The sequence below is a fragment of the Halorubrum amylolyticum genome, assembly GCF_004114995.1.
In the GTDB taxonomy this organism is placed as follows: Archaea; Halobacteriota; Halobacteria; order Halobacteriales; family Haloferacaceae; genus Halorubrum; species Halorubrum amylolyticum.
In genome coordinates this window covers 422,002-439,672 of record NZ_SDJP01000001.1, presented here as the reverse complement: position 1 = coordinate 439,672, position 17,671 = coordinate 422,002, and the positions used below count along the sequence as shown (strand labels likewise).

General features: G+C 69.8%; 16 protein-coding genes and 1 tRNA gene. 5 read left to right on the top strand and 12 right to left on the bottom strand.

The window, feature by feature from the left end; all coding sequences use genetic code 11:
• Window positions 1-179: 179 nt before the first annotated feature.
• The 3 genes from ESO89_RS02070 to ESO89_RS02060 are packed head-to-tail and all read right to left on the bottom strand — an operon-like array spanning window position 180 to window position 3,145.
• Window positions 180-572: a DUF7126 family protein gene (locus tag ESO89_RS02070; RefSeq protein WP_128904015.1), complete on the bottom strand. Its 393-nt coding sequence runs from the start codon at window positions 570-572 to the stop codon at window positions 180-182.
• Window positions 572-1,489 (bottom strand): glutamine-hydrolyzing GMP synthase, encoded by a 918-nt coding sequence (gene guaA / locus ESO89_RS02065; protein ID WP_128904014.1) that lies wholly within the window; start codon window positions 1,487-1,489, stop codon window positions 572-574. The genes ESO89_RS02070 and guaA overlap by 1 nt, the downstream gene beginning before the upstream one ends.
• Window positions 1,490-3,145 carry a CTP synthase gene (locus ESO89_RS02060; protein WP_128904013.1) on the bottom strand — a complete coding sequence of 552 codons (1,656 nt, stop codon included), beginning with the start codon at window positions 3,143-3,145 and terminating at the stop codon, window positions 1,490-1,492.
• 156 nt (window positions 3,146-3,301) lie between these two features.
• On the opposite strand from ESO89_RS02060, the gene ESO89_RS02055 reads away from it, so the two are divergent.
• Entirely contained in the window at window positions 3,302-3,733 is a 432-nt protein-coding gene (locus ESO89_RS02055; RefSeq protein ID WP_128904012.1) for a hypothetical protein, read from the top strand.
• Between the two features lie 568 nt (window positions 3,734-4,301).
• Here ESO89_RS02055 and ESO89_RS02050 read toward each other — a convergent pair.
• From ESO89_RS02050 to ESO89_RS02040, 3 genes are all read right to left on the bottom strand, one after another.
• Window positions 4,302-4,385: transfer RNA gene (locus tag ESO89_RS02050), tRNA-Leu, on the bottom strand.
• A gap of 30 nt (window positions 4,386-4,415) precedes the next feature.
• Complete coding sequence (locus ESO89_RS02045; protein WP_128904011.1) at window positions 4,416-5,462, bottom strand: PAS domain-containing sensor histidine kinase; 1,047 nt, start codon at window positions 5,460-5,462, stop codon at window positions 4,416-4,418.
• 72 nt (window positions 5,463-5,534) lie between these two features.
• Window positions 5,535-6,428 carry a DMT family transporter gene (locus tag ESO89_RS02040; protein ID WP_128904010.1) on the bottom strand — a complete coding sequence of 298 codons (894 nt, stop codon included), beginning with the start codon at window positions 6,426-6,428 and terminating at the stop codon, window positions 5,535-5,537.
• Between the two features lie 147 nt (window positions 6,429-6,575).
• Between ESO89_RS02040 and ESO89_RS02035 the strand changes: the two genes are divergently transcribed.
• Window positions 6,576-7,100 carry a DUF309 domain-containing protein gene (locus ESO89_RS02035; protein ID WP_128904009.1) on the top strand — a complete coding sequence of 175 codons (525 nt, stop codon included), beginning with the start codon at window positions 6,576-6,578 and terminating at the stop codon, window positions 7,098-7,100.
• Window positions 7,101-7,186: 86 nt separating this feature from the next.
• A complete protein-coding gene (locus ESO89_RS02030; protein ID WP_128904008.1) occupies window positions 7,187-7,990 on the top strand; it encodes a M14 family metallopeptidase in 804 nt (267 codons plus the stop codon).
• A 19-nt stretch (window positions 7,991-8,009) separates the two neighbouring features.
• Here ESO89_RS02030 and ESO89_RS02025 read toward each other — a convergent pair whose 3' ends face one another.
• Window positions 8,010-8,408, bottom strand: a complete 399-nt coding sequence (locus ESO89_RS02025) for a cupin domain-containing protein (protein WP_128904007.1) — start codon at window positions 8,406-8,408, stop codon at window positions 8,010-8,012.
• 157 nt (window positions 8,409-8,565) lie between these two features.
• Here ESO89_RS02025 and ESO89_RS02020 point away from each other — a divergent pair, with 157 nt between their 5' ends.
• On the top strand, window positions 8,566-9,750 hold the full coding sequence (locus tag ESO89_RS02020; protein WP_128904006.1) for a CBS domain-containing protein: 1,185 nt from the start codon (window positions 8,566-8,568) through the stop codon (window positions 9,748-9,750).
• A gap of 532 nt (window positions 9,751-10,282) precedes the next feature.
• Here the strand turns inward: ESO89_RS02020 and ESO89_RS02015 are convergent.
• Window positions 10,283-10,486, bottom strand: a complete 204-nt coding sequence (locus ESO89_RS02015) for a hypothetical protein (RefSeq protein WP_128904005.1) — start codon at window positions 10,484-10,486, stop codon at window positions 10,283-10,285.
• A gap of 118 nt (window positions 10,487-10,604) precedes the next feature.
• Window positions 10,605-11,576 (bottom strand): ATP-dependent sacrificial sulfur transferase LarE, encoded by a 972-nt coding sequence (gene larE, locus ESO89_RS02010; RefSeq protein WP_128904004.1) that lies wholly within the window; start codon window positions 11,574-11,576, stop codon window positions 10,605-10,607.
• Window positions 11,577-11,712: 136 nt separating this feature from the next.
• On the opposite strand from larE, the gene ESO89_RS02005 reads away from it, so the two are divergent.
• Window positions 11,713-13,698: a MutS-related protein gene (locus ESO89_RS02005; RefSeq protein ID WP_128904003.1), complete on the top strand. Its 1,986-nt coding sequence runs from the start codon at window positions 11,713-11,715 to the stop codon at window positions 13,696-13,698.
• A 101-nt stretch (window positions 13,699-13,799) separates the two neighbouring features.
• Here ESO89_RS02005 and ESO89_RS02000 read toward each other — a convergent pair whose 3' ends face one another.
• From ESO89_RS02000 to uvrA, 3 genes are all read right to left on the bottom strand, one after another.
• Window positions 13,800-14,216, bottom strand: a complete 417-nt coding sequence (locus tag ESO89_RS02000; protein WP_128904002.1) for a PIN domain-containing protein — start codon at window positions 14,214-14,216, stop codon at window positions 13,800-13,802.
• Complete coding sequence (locus ESO89_RS01995) at window positions 14,213-14,458, bottom strand: antitoxin VapB family protein (protein ID WP_128904001.1); 246 nt, start codon at window positions 14,456-14,458, stop codon at window positions 14,213-14,215. The genes ESO89_RS02000 and ESO89_RS01995 overlap by 4 nt, the downstream gene beginning before the upstream one ends.
• A 159-nt stretch (window positions 14,459-14,617) precedes the next feature.
• Window positions 14,618-17,569 (bottom strand): excinuclease ABC subunit UvrA, encoded by a 2,952-nt coding sequence (uvrA, locus tag ESO89_RS01990; protein WP_128904000.1) that lies wholly within the window; start codon window positions 17,567-17,569, stop codon window positions 14,618-14,620.
• Between the last annotated feature and the right edge of the window lie 102 nt (window positions 17,570-17,671).

Genomic DNA, 17,671 nt, shown 5'->3' with positions numbered 1-17,671 from the left:
TATCGTTCTCCTCCTCGATTGCGGGTTCCAGCCGGAGAGCGGTCGCCGGACACACACTCGGGTCCGACCGACGGGCAGATAACAGGCCGACGCCGGACGCGCCACGAGGACCGGACGCGCCACGGGCAGCTATGCAGGTGAGGACATCGTTTCAGGAGAGGGCCGGTCGGTCCGCGCGCCTACTCCGCGCGGCCGGCGGCCGCGTCGACCAGCTCTTCCGCGACCGCCTCCGGCCCCATCAGGGCCGGGTCGATCGCGAGGTCGGCGACGCCGGCGACGAACTCCGGCAGCGACCGCTCCGCGTACGTCACCGCGAGGATATCCGGATTCAGCTCCTTGGCGATCGGAATGCCGGTCGCCTCCTCCACGTCGGTGAGGACGAAGTAGGCGGCCTCCGAGATTCCGGCCTCGGAGAGCGCGTCGGCGGTGGCGAGCCCCTCGATGCGGCGGATCGCGACGCCGAGCGCCGCGAGCTCCCCCCCGATCCCGTGCTCGTCGGGGCCGGCGACGACGGCGATCGGTCCCTCGACGTGGCCGCCGTCGGGGCGGGCGGCGGTGGTGGTCCCCGCCATCACTCGTACTCGATCGTCGCGGGCGGTTTGTGGGTCACGTCGTAGACGACGCGCGCCACGTTCTCGTTCTCGCCGGTGATCCGGCTCTGGATACGCTGGAGGGTGCTCCAGTCGAGCTCCTGAGCGCGCGCGGTCATCCCGTCGCGGCTCTCGACCGAGCGCACGGCGACGACCCAGCCGTGGACGCGGTTGTCACCTTTCACGCCGGTGGCCTTCCCGAGCACGGCGGCGAACGCCTGCCACGGGTCGTACTCCTCCAGCTCCTCCTCGACGACGTGGGTCGCCTCGCGGGCGACCGCGGCCTTCTCGGGGGTCACCTCGCCGACGATCCGAACGGCGAGCCCGGGACCGGGGAACGGCATGCGCTCGGAGATGATCGCTTCGAGCCCGAGCGCGCGAGCGACCTCGCGGACCTCGTCCTTGTAGAGGTCGCGAACGGGTTCGACAATCCCCTCGAAGTCGACGACCTCGGGGAGCCCGCCGACGTTGTGGTGCGACTTGATGTTGCCCTCCGACTCGATGCGGTCGGGGTAGATCGTGCCCTGCACGAGGTAGTCGGCGCCCACGTCGCGCGCGACGGTCTCGAACTCGTCGATGAACCCCTCGCCGATGACGTGGCGCTTCTCCTCGGGGTCGGTGACGCCTTCGAGGCGGTCGAAGAAGCGGTCCTGCGCCTCGATCACCCGCAGCGACTCCATGAACGAGAAGGTGTCGCGGATCTCGTCCGTCTCCCCCTTCCGCATCAACCCCGTGTCGACGTACACCGGGGTGAGCTGGTCGCCGACCGCCTCGTACGCGAGCGTCGCCGCGACCGAGGAGTCGACGCCCCCCGAGAGGGCGATCACGGCGTTCGCGTCGCCGATCGCCTCCCGGATCTCCGCTTTCGCCTCCGCGATGAAGTCCTCCGTCTCGACCATCTATAGCCTCACGTCCGCGTTCCGCTCGGTTGTGTCCGTCGATCCCAGCGCCGCCTCGACGAGGGCGACGAACGGGGGGCTCGCGCGGTCCGGCCGCGACCGGAACTCGGGGTGCGCCTGCGTGCCGAAGAAGAACGGGTGGTCCGCGCGCTCGAGGATCTCCATCCGGTTGTCTGCCCGCCCGGAGAACGTGAGCCCGTCGGCCTCCAGCTCGTCGATGTACTCCGGATTCACTTCGTAGCGGTGGCGGTGGCGTTCCGTACAGGAGTCGGCGCCGTACACCTCGGCCGCGAGGGTGTCCGGGTCGATGTCGGTCTCGTGGGCGCCGAGCCGCATCGTCCCGCCCATGTCCTCCGTCTCGTACTGCTCGGGGAGGAGATCGATGACGGGGTAGGTCGTGTCGGGGTCGATCTCGGCGGAGTGGGCGTCCTCTAGCCCGAGCACGTTGCGCGCGTGCTCGACGACCGCCATCTGGAAGCCTAAGCAGAGCCCGAGGAAGGGCACGTCGTTCTCGCGGGCGTACCGGACCGCCTCGATCTTCCCGTCCGTCCCGCGGGAGCCGAAGCCGCCGGGGACGACGACCGCGTCGGCCGACGCGAGCCGCTCCTCGTGGAGATCCTCGGTCTCGTCGGCGTCGACCCACAGCACGTTCACCTCGGTCTCGGTCTGGATGCCGGCGTGTTTCAGCGCCTCGTGGATCGACATGTACGCGTCTTCGAGGGCGTACTTGCCCACGAGCGCCACGTCGATCTCGCGGTCGCGGTCGCGGGTGACCAGCTCGCGCCACTCGGTCGAGCGCTCCGCCTTCGGGAGCGCCTCGTCGGCGATGCCGAGCCGCTCCATCACGTACTCGTCTAACCCCTCGTCTTCGACCATCAGCGGGACGTGGTAGATGTCCTCGACGTCGGGGTTCGAGAAGACCGCGTCGGTGGGCACGTCACAGAATAAGGCGATCTTCTCTTTCGTCTCGGGGTCCAGCCGGTCGTCGGCGCGGCCGACCAAAATGTCGGGCTGGAGCCCGATCGACCGCAGCTCTTTCACCGAGTGCTGGGTCGGCTTCGTCTTCTGCTCGCCGTTCTTCGAGTAGGGGACGAGCGTGACGTGGGTAAAGAGGATGTCCTCGTCGTCCTCCTCGTGGGCGAACTGCCGGAGCGCTTCGAGGAACGGCATCGACTCGATGTCGCCGACCGTGCCGCCGATCTCGATCAGACAGACGTCGCTCCCCTCGGCGGCCTCCCGGATGCGCCGCTTGATGTCGTCGGTGACGTGCGGGATGATCTGGACGGTCTTGCCGAGGTAGTCGCCGGCACGCTCGCGTTCGATGACGTGCTGGTACGTCTTCCCCGTGGTGACGTTGTGGTCGAACGTCATGTCGGTGCCGAGGAAGCGCTCGTAGTTGCCTAAATCGAGGTCGACCTCGCCCCCGTCCTTGAGGACGTACACCTCGCCGTGTTCGTACGGGTTCATCGTCCCGGCGTCGACGTTGAGATAGGGGTCCACCTTCACGGCGGTGACGTCGAAGCCCGCGTTCGCGAGGAGGCGCCCGGTGCTGGCGGCGGTGATGCCCTTGCCCAGCCCGGACATCACCCCGCCCGTGACGAACACGAACTTCCGACCCAGCGAGGGGTCGTACCCAGTGTCAGGGTCCGTTGGCATATCGACCGTCCGTCAGGGGCCGGCAAAACCGTTTCGGACCCTTCGTTTCGGGTGGACGTTCGTGACCTTTTGACGACGGGTGCGGAAAGCGGCGGGAGAGTCCGACGCCGGAGCGAAAGCTACTCACCGGTCGCGGACGCACGACCCGCCCGTCCCATGAACTGGTCCCCAGTCCCTCCCGCGGTCGCGGCCGTCGTCGCGGTCGCGATCAGCGTCACGCGTCGCATCCCGCCGATCATCTTGGAGTCGTCGATCGGTCTCTCCGGGCCGGGAGCGATCAGTCTGTACACCCTCGGCGGGCGCTTCGTCGCGTTCGCCCTCGTCTACGGGCTGCTCCTCGGCGTCGCGTATCGGGTGGGTCGGCGCGGCGACGACGCGCTCGACGTGGGCGGGACGACGCTGGCGACCGGCGCCGTCGGCGGGATCGCGTACCTCGTCGGGACCGGCGCGGTGCTGCTGTGGATCGGTCCCGATCAGGGTGTGATCGTCGCTCTCGGCGCACTCGGGTCCGCGGTCGCCGTCGGCGTCGAGCTGGCGGTCGTCGCGTTCGCCGGGCTCGCGCTGGGTCGATCGGGTATCAGCGGTTGAGTATGGATCGACAGTAAACAGCTCCAAAGCCCCAGCCGCGAGGACTCGCGCGCTTTGCTGCGCTCCTCAGTCGCTCGTTTCACTCGCTCCTTGCGATGCTTGCTACAGCGTGCTTCGTCCTCGCGGCAGCGAGGCGCTTCGCGCCTCTGGCAGCCGGCGGCCCCTGCCGCCGGCGACTGCCCCTTTGAGTCCCACCCGACCGCACCGCACAGCGCCTCACGCCTCCCCAGCCTCGTCGGTGGTCCTCCGCTTCGCTTCGGACCACCGGCTCCCTCGCGCGTGCACCTCGCGCCCGCTGGGCGCTCGGCGGCACGCGCCACCGCATCGTGTAGGTGTAACTCAGCGATCGATGCGGATGATCGCTGCGAGCAATCCGGTTTATAAATAGCCGACGCTCGTCAAGTTCGAGTGAAGTGTTGCGAGGGAAGAGCGCTCCGAGAGCGTCTTCCGCATCGCGGGGGTGGACCCCGACGATGCGAGGGGAGGGATTTGAACCACGGTCGCGCCAGAGGCGCTCCCTGATTCAAATCCTCCCCCCGTGTGCATTCGCGCGTTGTGGACGCGCTCATGCGAGGGGAGGGATTTGAACCCACGGACCTCTACAGGAGCGGATCTTGAGTCCGCCGCCGTTTCCGGGCTTGGCTACCCTCGCACGCGGCCCTGAGTTCGACACCCCACCCCTTTACCCCGTCGGTTCCGCGCCGACTAGTCGCACCTCGAAACCGCCGTCGGGCGACTCACCGACCTCCAGCGTCCAGCCGTGCGCGGCCGCGACGCGCTCGACGATGGCGAGCCCGATCCCCGTGCCGCCGTCGTTCGAGACGCCGAACTCGGTTACGTCGGCGCGCTCGTCCGGGGGGATTCCGGGACCGTCGTCGGCGACGTAGATCCCCCTGTCGTCGACGCCGACGCGGATCGCGGGCGCGTCGCCGGCGTGGTCGAACGCGTTGCCGAGCAGGTTCCCGATTGCCCGCCGGAGCAGGTCGCGGTCGGCCGCGACCGGACCAGCCCCTTCGACGACGAGCGTCGCGCCCGCCGGCGGCTCCCCGACATCGCCGGGCTCCCAGCAGTCGGTCGCGAGCGCGTCGAGATCGACCGGTTCGAGATCGACTTCGATCGCCGCGGGGTCTCTGGCCATCACGAGCGCCTCGTCGATCAGGGCGTCGATCCGGTCGAGCGCGTCGTCCGCGGGGTCGAGCCGGCCGAGGTCCTCCGTCTCGCGGGCCACGTCCAGATACCCCCGCGCGACGGCGAGGGGGTTCTTGAGGTCGTGCGAGAGGAACCCCGCGAGGCGTTCGAGCCGCTCGTTGAGCCGCTCCAACTCGCGCTCGCGTTCGACTCGCTCGGTGACGTCGCGGATGACCCCGACCGTGCCGACGATGTTTCCGTCGCGCTCGATCGGCGTCAGTCGCGTTTCGGTGGTCACGTCGCTGCCGTCGCCGAGGGTCGTCGTAAGCTGGACCCGCTCGTCGTCCGCCTCGCCCGCGAGGACGCGGTCGGCCGCCTCGCGGTAGCGGTCGCCCATCTCGGCGCTCCAGTACCCCTCGGCAACGACGCGCTCGGGGTGTTTCGCGTGGAGCACGTCCTCGCCGAACGCGGTCACCTCCCGGAGCCGATCGTTGACGAACACGCGGTTCCGGTCCGCGTCGAGAACGTACGCGCCGTCGCCGAGAGCGTTCACGATCGACTCGGCGTGGTCGATCGACGTGGGGCCCGTCGCGGTGTCCATACCGCTGACACGGGCTGATCGGTCAAGTGTTCTCCGGGTGGCGGCAAGGCTCGGCGCCCCGCCGCGGACGAGCTAGAGCGCGATCATCCCGACCCCGATGACTGCGAGGAGCGCGGCGACGAGCCGAACGCGGAAGTAGCGCTCGCCGAGGATCACCCCGCCGAGCACGACGGCGACGATGGCCTGCGTGTTGATCACCGGCGAGGCGATGCTCGCTGGCAGCGCCGCGAACGCGACCGTGGTCAGGTGCTCGCCGAGCGCGACCAGCGCGCCGGCGGCGAGGAACTTCGGCGCGTCGCGGCGCGTCACGCTCGGCGGATTCCGAACCGCGCCCGGGAGCAACACGAGCGTCACGCCCGCGAGCAGGAGCGGCACCCACAGCGTTCCGGGGATCGCGAACTCCTGAAGCGCCACCCGTTTCCCGAGGTCGGAGACCGCGTAACACGCCGCGCTCACGAGTGCGAGCTGGGCCGGCCGCGAGTGAACGGCCCCGACAAGGGGTGCGAGCAGGTCCCCCGGCTCGTAGTTCGCGACGTACACGGCCGCGGTGGCGACGACGACCCCGGCGACCTGTATCGGCGCGAGCACCTCGCCGAGCAGCAGCACCTCCAGCGGGAGCACGAACATCGGGACGACCTTGTTGATCGGGGTCACGTACGACACGTCACCCTCGTCGATCGCCCGGAGGAACAGCACGAACGCGGCCGCGGTCGCCGCCGCGGTCCCGGCGACGACCGCGACGGCGGCGGGGTCGGCGCCGGTCACCCCCCGGACGAATCCCTCGATGCCGCCGGCAGCGAGGTCGTTCGTCGCGAGGGTCACCGGGAGGAACCACGCGATCGCCGAGGCGTTGATCAGCACCGTGAGCCCGGCGGGCGGGTACCCCGAGAAGGAGCGCTTGAGCACGAAAATGTACACCCCCCAGACGACCGCGGCGCCGATGGCGGAGAAGAGGCCGGCGTCCATTGCCCGACCCGACGCCCGGCGGGGGAAAGAACCGTTCGATCCGGCGGGACCGACCGGCCGCCGCGAAGCGACTCGGTCGGGCCTCGGGGCGGCGCCCCGTCCGTCACGCGCGAAACGGTTAGGTCGCTGCGGGCGCGACGCGCCCCCATGGACGAACACACCCGCGATCCCGGCGTCGCCCCGCCGCTCGGGAACCCGACCGGGTGGCACGCGGCGGACGAGGACGCCGCCGCCGACACCCGGATCGCCGGCGGCCACTGGGAGCACGCCACCCTCCGGCGGGCGACCGAGCACGGCGTCCGGCTGTTCAACGCCGGCGCGTTCCACGAGTCCCACGACTGCTTCGAGGACGAGTGGTACAACTACGGCAGCGGCACCGCCGAAAGCGCCTTCCTTCACGGGATGGTGCAGGTCGCGGCGGGCGCGTACAAGCGCGTCGACTTCGGGAACGACGACGGGATGCGGTCGCTGTTCGAGACCGCGTTGGAGTACCTCCGCGGGCTCCCGGGCGACTTCTACGGGGTCGACCTCGACGAGGTCCGGGCGACGCTCCGGGCCGCGCTCGACGACCCGACCGCCGTCGACGGGTGGGAGATCCCCATCGACGGCGCCCGCCCGGAGGCGTACCCGGCCGACTACGAGTACGCGGAGCGAATCGACGAGGAGCACTGAGTCGGCGAGGAGAACTGAGCCGAGAGGGCCGCCGAGCCGCGTCCCCGATCCGAACGCCACTTATCGGCGGGCCTCCTTTCGATCGTATGGACGTTCACGATCTGGGCGAGGGGGAGCCGGAGGTCGCGGTCGTCGGCGCGATCCACGGCGACGAGCCCTGCGGTGCCCGCGCGGTCCGGCGGCTCCTCGACGCCGACCTCGACATCGAGCGCCCGGTCCGGCTGATCGTCGCCAACGAGACGGCGCTCGACGCCGGGGTCCGCTACCTCGACGCCGACCTCAACCGGTCGTTCCCCGGCGACCCGGACGCGGAGGCGCACGAGGGGCGGCTCGCCGCCGAGTTGCTCGACGCGCTCGGCGGCTGCTCCACGCTCGCGATCCACTCGACGCAGTCGTACGCCGAGCCGTTCGCCGTCGTCGACTCGATGGACGAGGTCGCCCGCGCGGTCGCCCCGCACCTCCCGGTCGACGCCGTGATCCAGACCGACGCGTTCACCGAGGGGCGACTCATCGAACACCCGCACACCCTCGAAGTGGAGGCCGGTCTGCAGGGCTCGGACGCCGCCGCCGACAACGCCTACTGGCTCGTGCGGGCGTTTCTGGCCGCGACGGGCGTCACTCCCGCGCCCGGCGCCGAAGACGTGGTCGACGCCGGCGGGCGCGAGGACGTGTCGGTGTTCCGCCTCCGCGACCGGATCCCCAAGCCGGACGCCGAGGTGTACGAGGTGTTCGCGCGCAATTTCGAGCGCGTCGAGGCCGGCGAGGCGTTCGCGGCCGCCGGCGACGAGCAACTCCGCGCCGACGAGCCCTTCTACCCCGTGTTGCTGTCGCCGTACGGCTACCGCGACCAGTTCGGCTACGTCGCGGACCGGGTCGGCACGATCGAGTAGCAGTTGGGCCGTACCGCCCCTACTCGACCAGTTCGATCTCGTCGTCCCCGTTCGGCACCGCGCAGATGAACGCCCCCGGCTCCTCGCTCTCGTTCCGGTACCAGTGCTCGACGCCCGCCGGGATGAGGAGGGCGTCGCCGGGGCCGACGACGTGCTCCTCCTCGCCGATCCCCACCACGTACTCGCCGGCGAGCACGTACTGCTCGTGTTCGACCGCGTTCGTGTGGCGCGGGACCGCGGCGCCGGCCGCGAGCTCGAACCGCCGCATCGCGAAGTGCGGAGCGCCGTCCGACTCGCCGAGGAGCACGCCCTTCCGGAGCCCGTCGGCGGCGTCGACCGCCTCGTAGTCGATCTCGTCGTCGCGCTTCACGACGGGGTCGGAGTCTCCCGTCGCCGCGTCGTCGGTGGTGTCGCGCATACCGGCCGATCGTCGGCCGGTGGCTTATAAACGACGGCGAGTCGGACCCCAGTCGCCGCTGTCACGTCGGTCCGATCGCCGCCCCACTCTCGTCCGATCGCCGCCCTCTCCCGCCGCCTCCCCGACGTTTAACCACCTACCCGCTCAACTCGTTGACATGCGCGGAATCAAGATCGGGACGGTGCTGGGAATCCCGGTCAGGCTCAACTGGACGTTCCTGATCGTGTTGCCGCTCTTCGCCTACCTCATCGGCTCGCAGGTCGGGATGATCGCCGAAGTGATGAACGAGTCGCTCGGCGCCGGCATCGACCCGACCGCACTCGCGGGGGGATTCACGCCGTGGGCGCTCGGGCTGGCGGCCGCGCTCGGGCTGTTCGGCGGCGTCCTCCTCCACGAGTTCGGCCACTCGATCGTCGCCATGCGGTACGGCTACGAGATCGAGTCGATCACGCTGTGGCTGCTCGGCGGGCTCGCCAACTTCGCGGAGTTCCCAGAGGATTGGAAACACGAGTTCTGGATCGCGATCGCGGGCCCGGTCGTCAGCGTCGCGGTCGGGCTCGCCTGTTACGGCGTGTTCGCGCTCGCGCCGGTCGGCTCGAACGCCGTGCTGTTCGTCTTCGGCTACCTCGCGCTGTTGAACGTCGTCCTCGCCGTGTTCAACATGCTCCCCGCCTTCCCGATGGACGGCGGGCGCGTCCTCCGGGCGATCCTCGCGCGGAACCAGCCGCACGCGCAGGCGACCCAGCGCGCCGCCGCGGTCGGCAAGGTGTTCGCCTTCCTCCTGGGGCTGCTCGGGGTGTTCTCCTTCCAGCTGCTGCTCATCGTGTTGGCCTTCTTCATCTACATCGCCGCCTCCGGCGAGGCCCAGCAGACGACCCTGAAGGCCGCCTTCGAGGATGTCACCGTCGCCGACGTGATGACCCGCCGCGAGGACCTCCACACCGTCACCGAGGACACCTCGGTCGCGGACCTGATGAGCCGGATGTTCGAGGAGCGACACACCGGCTACCCCGTGCTCCACGGGGACGACCTCGTCGGGATGGTGACCTTGGAGGACGCGCGGTCTGTCCGCGAGGTCGAGCGGGACGCCTACCGGGTCGCGGACGTGATGGAGACCGAGGTGGTCGGCGTCGGCCCCGAGACCGACGCGATGACCGCGCTCCAGACGATGCAGGAGCACGGCGTCGGCCGGCTCCCGGTCGTCGACCGGAGCGGCGAGCTGGTCGGGCTCATCTCCCGCTCGGACCTGATGACCGCGTTCAACGTCATCCAGACGGGCGGCACCCCGAGCGTCATCCGGGGGCGCCGACAGGGGGCCGAGGGCGGCCCCGGCGCGTTCTGAGGTCCGAGATAGCTGGTCGCTGAAGGATGCCTCTCGATCGATAACGGGAGTACGCGAATCACTGTGACAGAGCGGTTGTTTATAAGTGAACGAGCAGTGTTGCTGGCGGCTGTTTATCCGTGATCGATGATTCTGCAGTGAACAGCTCCAAAGCCCCAGCCGCGAGGCGCTTCGCGCCTCTGGCAGCCGGCGGCCCCCGCCGCCGGCGACTGCCCCTTTGGGTCCCCCCGACCGCAACCGCACAGCGCCTCACGCCTCCCCAGCCTCGTCGCTGGCGGCTGCCGCCGCCAGCGACTCCCTCGCACGCGCTCCTCGTGGCCTGTCGGCCACTCGGAGGCGCGCGCCACCGCACCTCCGTTCCATTTATAAGCGATCGTCGCTGCTGCTCACGATCATTTAAATACGGCATCACTGCCGCCAAACTGCAACACTCACTCCCGCTATCGATCGCCGCTGGTCCTGTATCGATCGCAACCGAGGCAAGGATATCACCGACTGAGGGTGCCAACAAAGCCGCTCGCGAAGAACGGCCTCACTCGCCGTCCGCGCTTGCGAAGAACTCCACGTCGCCGGCGATGACGGCGCTCGTGATCACCGCCGCGCCGACGACGACCGCGACGACGAGCGTCGTCAGCGTCACGCCGAGCGGGGTCCCGCCGACGGCGACGCCGACGAACGCGCCGACAGACCCGCCGACGCCGCCTGCGATGATCGCGAGCGTCTGCGCCTCGCCCATGATAGATGTCGGTTCACCAACAAGGCTGATAAACGTTCGCGTCGGGTTCTCTCGGGTGATAACGGCTCGCCACGGTCCTCCGGTCCGGGTCGAACCCCGCGACCGCCTCGCGACCGTTTCAGCGGGGGTACCGCCGACCGAGGTCGAGATCCGTCTCGGCGTCGGCCGCGCCCTCGCTCGCGTCGTCGTCGGTGTCGCCGGCGCCGTCACCGCCCGCGTCGTCGCGTCCCTCGGCGTCTCCGTCGCCTCCCGGGCTCACGCTCCCGGTGCGGTAACCGGCCATGTCGAGGGTGACGTACTCGAACCCCACGTCGGTGAGGTGCTCGTGGACCGCGTCGGCGAAGGCCGGATCGAGCGCGCGCTCAAGCTCGTCGGGGGCGATCTCGACGCGCGCGAGCCCGTCGTGGTCGCGGACGCGGAACCCCTCGAACCCCCACTCGCGGAGCACCCGCTCGGCCTTCTCGACGCGAGTTAACCGCTCCTCGGTCACCTCCAGTCCGGTCGGGATTCGCGAGGAGAGACACGCCATCGAGGGCTTGTCGGCGACCGACAGGTCGTACGCGTCGGCGATCGCGCGGACCTCGTCTTTCGTGATCTCCGCGTCCAAAAGCGGCGAGAACACGTCCAGCTCCTCGACCGCGCGCAGGCCGGGACGGTGGCCCTCGCCGGGGTCGTCGGCGTTCGTCCCGTCACAGACCGTGCCGATCCCCAGCTCCGTGGCCGTCTCGTACATCCGACCGAGCCGCATCGTCCGGCAGTGGTAACAGCGGTCGCCGTCGTTGGCGACGAAGTTCGGGTCGTCGAGCTCCGAGAAGGTGACCGTCTCGTGGCGGACTCCGATCTCGCCGGCGACGCGCGTCGCGTCGTCGAGTTCCGCGGCGGGCAGCGTCTCGCTCCGCGCCGTACAGGCGACCGCGTCGTCGCCGAGCGCGTCGCGCGCGAGCGCGGCGACGACCGAGGAGTCGACGCCGCCGGAGAAGGCGACGAGCACCCCGTCGCGCTCGGCGAGCGCGTCGCGGGCGGCCGCCGCTTTCGACGCCGTCTCTGGGGCGAGATCGCTCCCGTCGGCGGCGAGGGTGTCGTGGCTCATGGCCTCGGGTTCGCGGGCGGCGGGAAAAAGCGCGTCGGCCGCGGACGATCTGGGGGGCGAGCGTGAGTCGGAACGGTCTCGCTCGCGAACTGGGACCCCCTATCCTTTTGCGCGTTGCCGCGATACCCGCGGACAGATGGAGTTGGAGGCGATCCCCGGCGTCGGCGCGAAGACGGCCGCGTCGCTGCGCGAGCTCGACGACCCGGTCGCGACGGTCGAGTCCGGCGACGTGGCCGCGATCGCCCGCGCGCCCGGCGTCAACGAGGCCCGCGCGGCCCGCATCGCCCGCGGGGCGATCCGTCGCCGACACGGCGACGACGGGCGCGTGCTGGCGACCGACCGCGCCCGCGAGGTGTACCGCTCGGCGATCGACTTGCTGCGCGAGCGCACCGTCACCGACTACGCCGCGAAGCGGCTGGAGACGTTCTACCCGAGCGCCTCGGCCTCGCGGATCGGCGAGGCGCAGTCGTTCGTCGAGAGCGCGATGGATCGCGAGCCAGACCCCGCCGTCCGCGAGGCGCTCTCCGGGGTCGAACCCCTCACCGACCCGCCGACGGTCCGGGTGCGCGACCGCTGTCTCGCGACCGCCGACGCCGAGACGCTCGCGCACGCCGAGTCGGCGGTGCCGGAGCTGTCGGTCGAGACGGTCGAGGACACGCGCGACGTCTCCGAGCTGGCGCGGTCGTACGCGACCGTGATCGTCTTGGACGAGGAGTTCGCCGGGCTCGATGTCGAGGGGGACGTGCACGTCCGCCCGAACGCCCTCGACGAGTCCGCCGAGACCGTCCCCGAGCGCCTGCTCGCCTTCTTCGCCGCGAACCGCGAGCGGCTGGAGGCGGCCGCGGCGGTCCACGAGGCGGCGGCTATCGCTCCTGCGGCGGACCCCGACCGCCTCCGCGACGCGCTCGCGCGGCTCGACGACGACGGAACGATCGTCGGCGACGCGGAACTCGAACGGGTGACGGCCGCCGTCGACGATCTCGACGCCGCGGTGTCGACCGCCGAGTCCGTCGCCGACGACCGGCTCAGGGAGGCGATCCGGGAGCGCGACGTGACCATCGAGGGGACCGACTTCCTCTCGCTGGTCGAGCAGGGGGCCCGCGTCGACTCGCTTCTGGACCGCGAGCTGGCCGACGAGTACGACGCGGCGCTGGCCCGCGCCCGCGAACACCTCGCGGACGCCCTCCGCTTGGAGCCCGAGGAGGCGGAACTCGCCGACCGCGTCTTCGGCGGCGACCCCTCCTTCCCGGTCGAACACGACGAGAGCGCGGTCTCGCGGCTCCGCACCGAGCTCGCGGCGGCGCGCGATCGCCGGGGCGCCCACCTGAAGGCGGAACTCGCGAGCGACCTCGGCGACCTGCGGGAGCCGGTCGAGGGGCTGGTGCGCGACGCCCTCGAACTCGACGTGGAGCTGGCGATCGCGCGGTTCGCGCGCGACTTCGACTGCGCGATGCCCGAGGTGGTCGGGCCGGAGTCGGACGCGTCCGGCTTCCGCATCGAGGGCGGTCGCTCACCACTCCTCGACGTGGAATTCGTGGACGTGGAGCCGATCGACTACGCGGTGTCGGGTGCGACGCTCCTCTCGGGGGTCAACTCCGGCGGGAAGACCTCCACCCTCGATCTGGTGGCGCTCGTCGTCGTCTTGGCGCAGATGGGGATGCCGGTTCCCGCCGAATCGGCGAGAGTCGAGCGCTTCGAGGAGGTCCACTACTACGCCAAGTCGCAGGGGACCCTCGACGCGGGCGCGTTCGAGGCGACGCTCCGGGACTTCGGCGACCTCGTCGAGGGCGCGGACGACCGGCTCGTCCTCGTCGACGAGCTGGAGTCGATCACGGAGCCGGGCGCCTCCGCGAAGATCATCGCGGGCATCCTCGAAGCGCTCGACGAGCAGGACGCCACCGCGGTATTCGTCTCCCACCTCGCCCGCGAGATACGGGACGCCGCCGACTTCGAAGTCGCCGTCGACGGGATCGAGGCCGCCGGGCTCGTCGACGGCGAGCTCCGGGTGAACCGCTCGCCGAAGAAGGGGCACCTGGCACGATCGACGCCGGAGCTCATCGTCGAGAAGCTCGCCGGCGACCGCGGTGGCGACTTCTACGGCGACCTCTTAGAGAAGTTCTGAGGGGCCGGAGTGCCGTAGTGTGTCGTGAAGGGGCTCTCAGCCGCGAGGAGACCCGAAAGGTCGGAGAACTACAGCAGTCTCGGCGGCTCGGGCGACCGGTGCTACCGCTTTCGGTCGGACGTTCGGTAGTCTTCGACTTCGATCACCTCGCGCGTCTCGGCGTGCGTGAGGTCGCCGTCGGTGGACACCACCGGCGCGTCGAGTTTGCGCCCGACGGCAGCGACCATCGCGTCGACGCCGTCGAGAAACGGTCCCTCCGCGCCGACCTCGTCGGCGACGTAGCCCGCCTCCTCGGACAGCGCTTCGTCGACGGAGTAGACCTCCGTCCAAGCGAGCGCGTCGATCGCTTCGTCGACAGACGCGCCGGGGAGGTTACCCACGCCGACCAGCGTCTCGGCGTAGGCGGGCACCGGCGCGATCCACACCTCGTTGTCACCGTCGTTCGCCTCGTAGAACCGCCGGGCGGCCGGCTTCCCGTTCAAATAATCGATGAGATAGTTCGCATCGAGGACCTTCATGTGCGCTCGCCGAGCCGACGCATTCGCTCTTTGCGCTTCGCTTTGGTCCGCTCACGCTCTTCGCGAATCCGATCGGCCTGGTCGTCAGACAACAGCCCGAACCCGTCGTGAAAGTCGGCGTCGCTCTGCTCCGTCAGCAGCCGTTCGAGCACGTCGTTGTAGCTCTCGCCACCGCTTCGGCGGCGATCGAGGCGCTGTTTCACCCGATCGCTCACTCGGATCTGCTCGTCCGCCGTTGCCATATCGTGTCAACGTTAGCGTTGACACGGCTTGAACGTTAGGGCTACGAGAGCGGCGGTGTCCGTCGTCGACATGCGTCAAGAGCGCCTTTTCGAGTAGATCACGGGAGTAACCGCGCCATCGATGGCAGTTGGACTCCCACGACGCGGGCCACACCGTCCTCAGTCGTCGTCGGCCACCGCCGGCTTCCGGCGGTCGTCGCGCGGCCCCTCCAAGTCCACGTCGGGGAGCATGTCGCGGAGGTACCGCCCCGTGTGGGAGTCCTCGGTGCGGGCCACCGCTTCCGGGGTGCCGCTGGCGACGAGTTCGCCGCCGCCGTCGCCGCCCTCGGGGCCCAGATCGATCACGCGGTCGGCGTTTTTCACCAAGTCGAGCTCGTGTTCGATGACGACCACCGTGTTGCCGGCGTCGACGAGGCGGTGGAGCACGTCGATCAGCTTGCGCTCGTCCTCCTTGTGGAGCCCCGTCGTCGGCTCGTCGAGGAGATAGAGGGTGTCGCCGGTGGCTTTCTTGCCCAGCTCCTCGGCGAGCTTCACGCGCTGCGCCTCGCCGCCGGAGAGGGTGGTGGAGGGCTGGCCCAGCTCCATGTAGCCGAGCCCCACGTCCTTTAAGAGCTTCAGGCGGCGCTGGAGCCCTTGGTGGCTCTCGAAGAAGTCGTACGCCTCGTCCACGCTCATGTCGAGCACGTCCGAGATGGTCGCGCCCTTGTACTCCACGTCGAGCGTCTCGTCGTTGTAGCGCGCGCCGACGCACTGCTCGCAGGGGACGTACACGTCCGAGAGGAAGTTCATCTCGATCTTCACGGTTCCCTGCCCGCCGCACTCCTCGCAGCGCCCGCCCTTCACGTTGAAGGAGAACCGCCCCTTCTCGTAGCCGCGGCGCTTGGAGAGTTTGGTCTCCGCGAACAGCTCCCGGACGTAGTCGAACACGTCGGTGTACGTCGCGGGGTTCGAGCGAGGCGTCCGACCGATCGGCGACTGGTCGATCAGCCGCACCGTCTCGATCCCCTCTTTCCCCTCGATCGCGTCGTGCTCACCGGGGTCGACCGAGGTGTTGTCGTTCATCTCGCGGACGAGCCCCTTATACAGCACGTCGTGGACGAGCGTCGACTTCCCGGAGCCGGAGACGCCGGTGACGGTCGTCAGCGTACCGAGCGGGAGCGACACGTCGAGGTCCGTGAGGTTGTGCTGGCGGGCGCCGCGCACCGTCAGTTCCCCGTCCGACTCGCGGCGCTCGTCGGGCACCGGGATATCCTTGCGGCCGGCGAGGTAGTCGCCCGTGATCGACTCGTCGGCGTCGACCACGTCGTCGAAGTCGCCCTGCGCGACCACCTCGCCGCCGCGCTTGCCCGGCCCCGGCCCCATGTCGATGATCTCGTCGGCGCGGCGCATCGTCTCCTCGTCGTGCTCGACGACGACTAGGGTGTTGCCGAGGTCGCGGAGTCCGGCCAAGGTGTTCAGCAGGCGGTCGTTGTCGCGCTGGTGGAGTCCGATCGACGGCTCGTCGAGGACGTACAACACGCCGACGAGCCCCGACCCGACCTGCGTGGCGAGCCGGATGCGCTGGCTCTCGCCGCCCGAGAGCGTCGACGCCTCGCGGTCGAGCGTGAGGTACTCCAAGCCGACCTCCTCCATGAAGCCGAGCCGGGCGCGGATCTCCTTGAGGATCTCCGTCGCGATCGTCGTGTCGCGATCGTTTAGTTCGGCTTCCATCCCCTCGAAGTGCTCGTGCGCCTCCGCGATCGACATCTCGTTCACCTCGGTGATCGCGGTGTCGCCGACGAGCACGTGCCGCGACTGCTCTTTGAGGCGGGTGCCCTCGCACTCGGGGCACGTCGTCACGGCCATGTACTCCTCGATGTGGTCGCGGGCGCGCTCGGAGTCGGTCTCGACGTGGCGACGCTCCAGATTCGGGATGACGCCCTCGAACCGCTCGGTCTTCTCGCGGGTGCCGTTCTTGGTGGTCCACTCGAAGTGGACGAGGTCGTCGGTGCCGTAGAGGAACTGCCGCCGAATCGCCCCGTCGAGCTCCTCGAAGGGGGTCTCCAGCGAGACGCCGAAGTGGTCGGCGACGTTGTCGAGCTGGCGGGAGTAGTAGGTGCGGTCGTAGCTCCACGGCTCGAAGACGTGTTTCAGCGGCTTCGAGGGGTCCTCGACGACGAGGCCCTCGTCGACCTCCTTCGTCGAGCCGATCCCCTCGCACTCGGGACAGGCGCCGTAGGGGCTGTTGAAGGAGAACGAGCGCGTCTCGATCGCGGAGAACTGCACGTCGGAGTTGGGGTTGCCGAGCTCCTCGGAGAACTCGACGACGAGGCGGTCGTCGCCCTCGGCGTCCGCCGCCAGCGACCCGGTCGAACGCGCGTTCGACGCGAACGGCACGTCCGCGGGCGGATCGGGGACGATCAGCTTGAGAGCGCCGCCCGCTTCCTCCAGCGCGGTCTCGACGGAGTCCGCGATCCGCGAGCGGGCGTCGGGCGACACCCGCACCCGGTCGACGATCACATCGATCGTGTGGTCGTAGTTCTCATCGAGCTCGGGATCGTCCAAGGTCAGATCGATCGGCTCGCCGTCGACCTCGACGCGGGCGTACCCGTCGCTCACCAGCTCCTCGAACAGCTCCTCGAAGGCGCCCTTCTGGTCGCGGACGACCGGCGCCGCGACCTTCGCGCGGGTCCCCTCCGGCAGTTCGAGGATCTGGTTCACCATGTCTTGCGCGGACTGCTCGCCGACCTCCTCGCCGGTGACGGGGTCGTACTGGGTGCCGATCCGGGCGTACAGGAGTCGGAGGTAGTCGTGCAGTTCGGTGACGGTCCCCACGGTCGAGCGGGGGTTGTTCGCGGCGTTCTTCTGGTCGATGGAGATCGCGGGCGAGAGCCCCCCGACCGACTCCACCTGCGGTTTGTCCATCTGCCCGAGGAAGTTGCGGGCGTACGCCGACAGCGACTCGATGTACCGGCGCTGTCCCTCGGCGTAGACGGTGTCGAACGCGAGCGACGACTTCCCCGACCCGGAGAGCCCGGTGACGACGGTGAACTCCTCTCGCGGGATTCGGACGTCGAGATCCTTGAGGTTGTGTTCCTCGGCGCCGCGGACCTCGATGTAGTCCTTGCTCATCTCGTCCGCCCGTTGCGTGCGCGCGCGGGAATACCCGTCGGTCTCGGCGGTCTACGGCGGTGGCGAAAGGGTGAGTGAACGGCGGCGGCGAGGGCGAGCGAC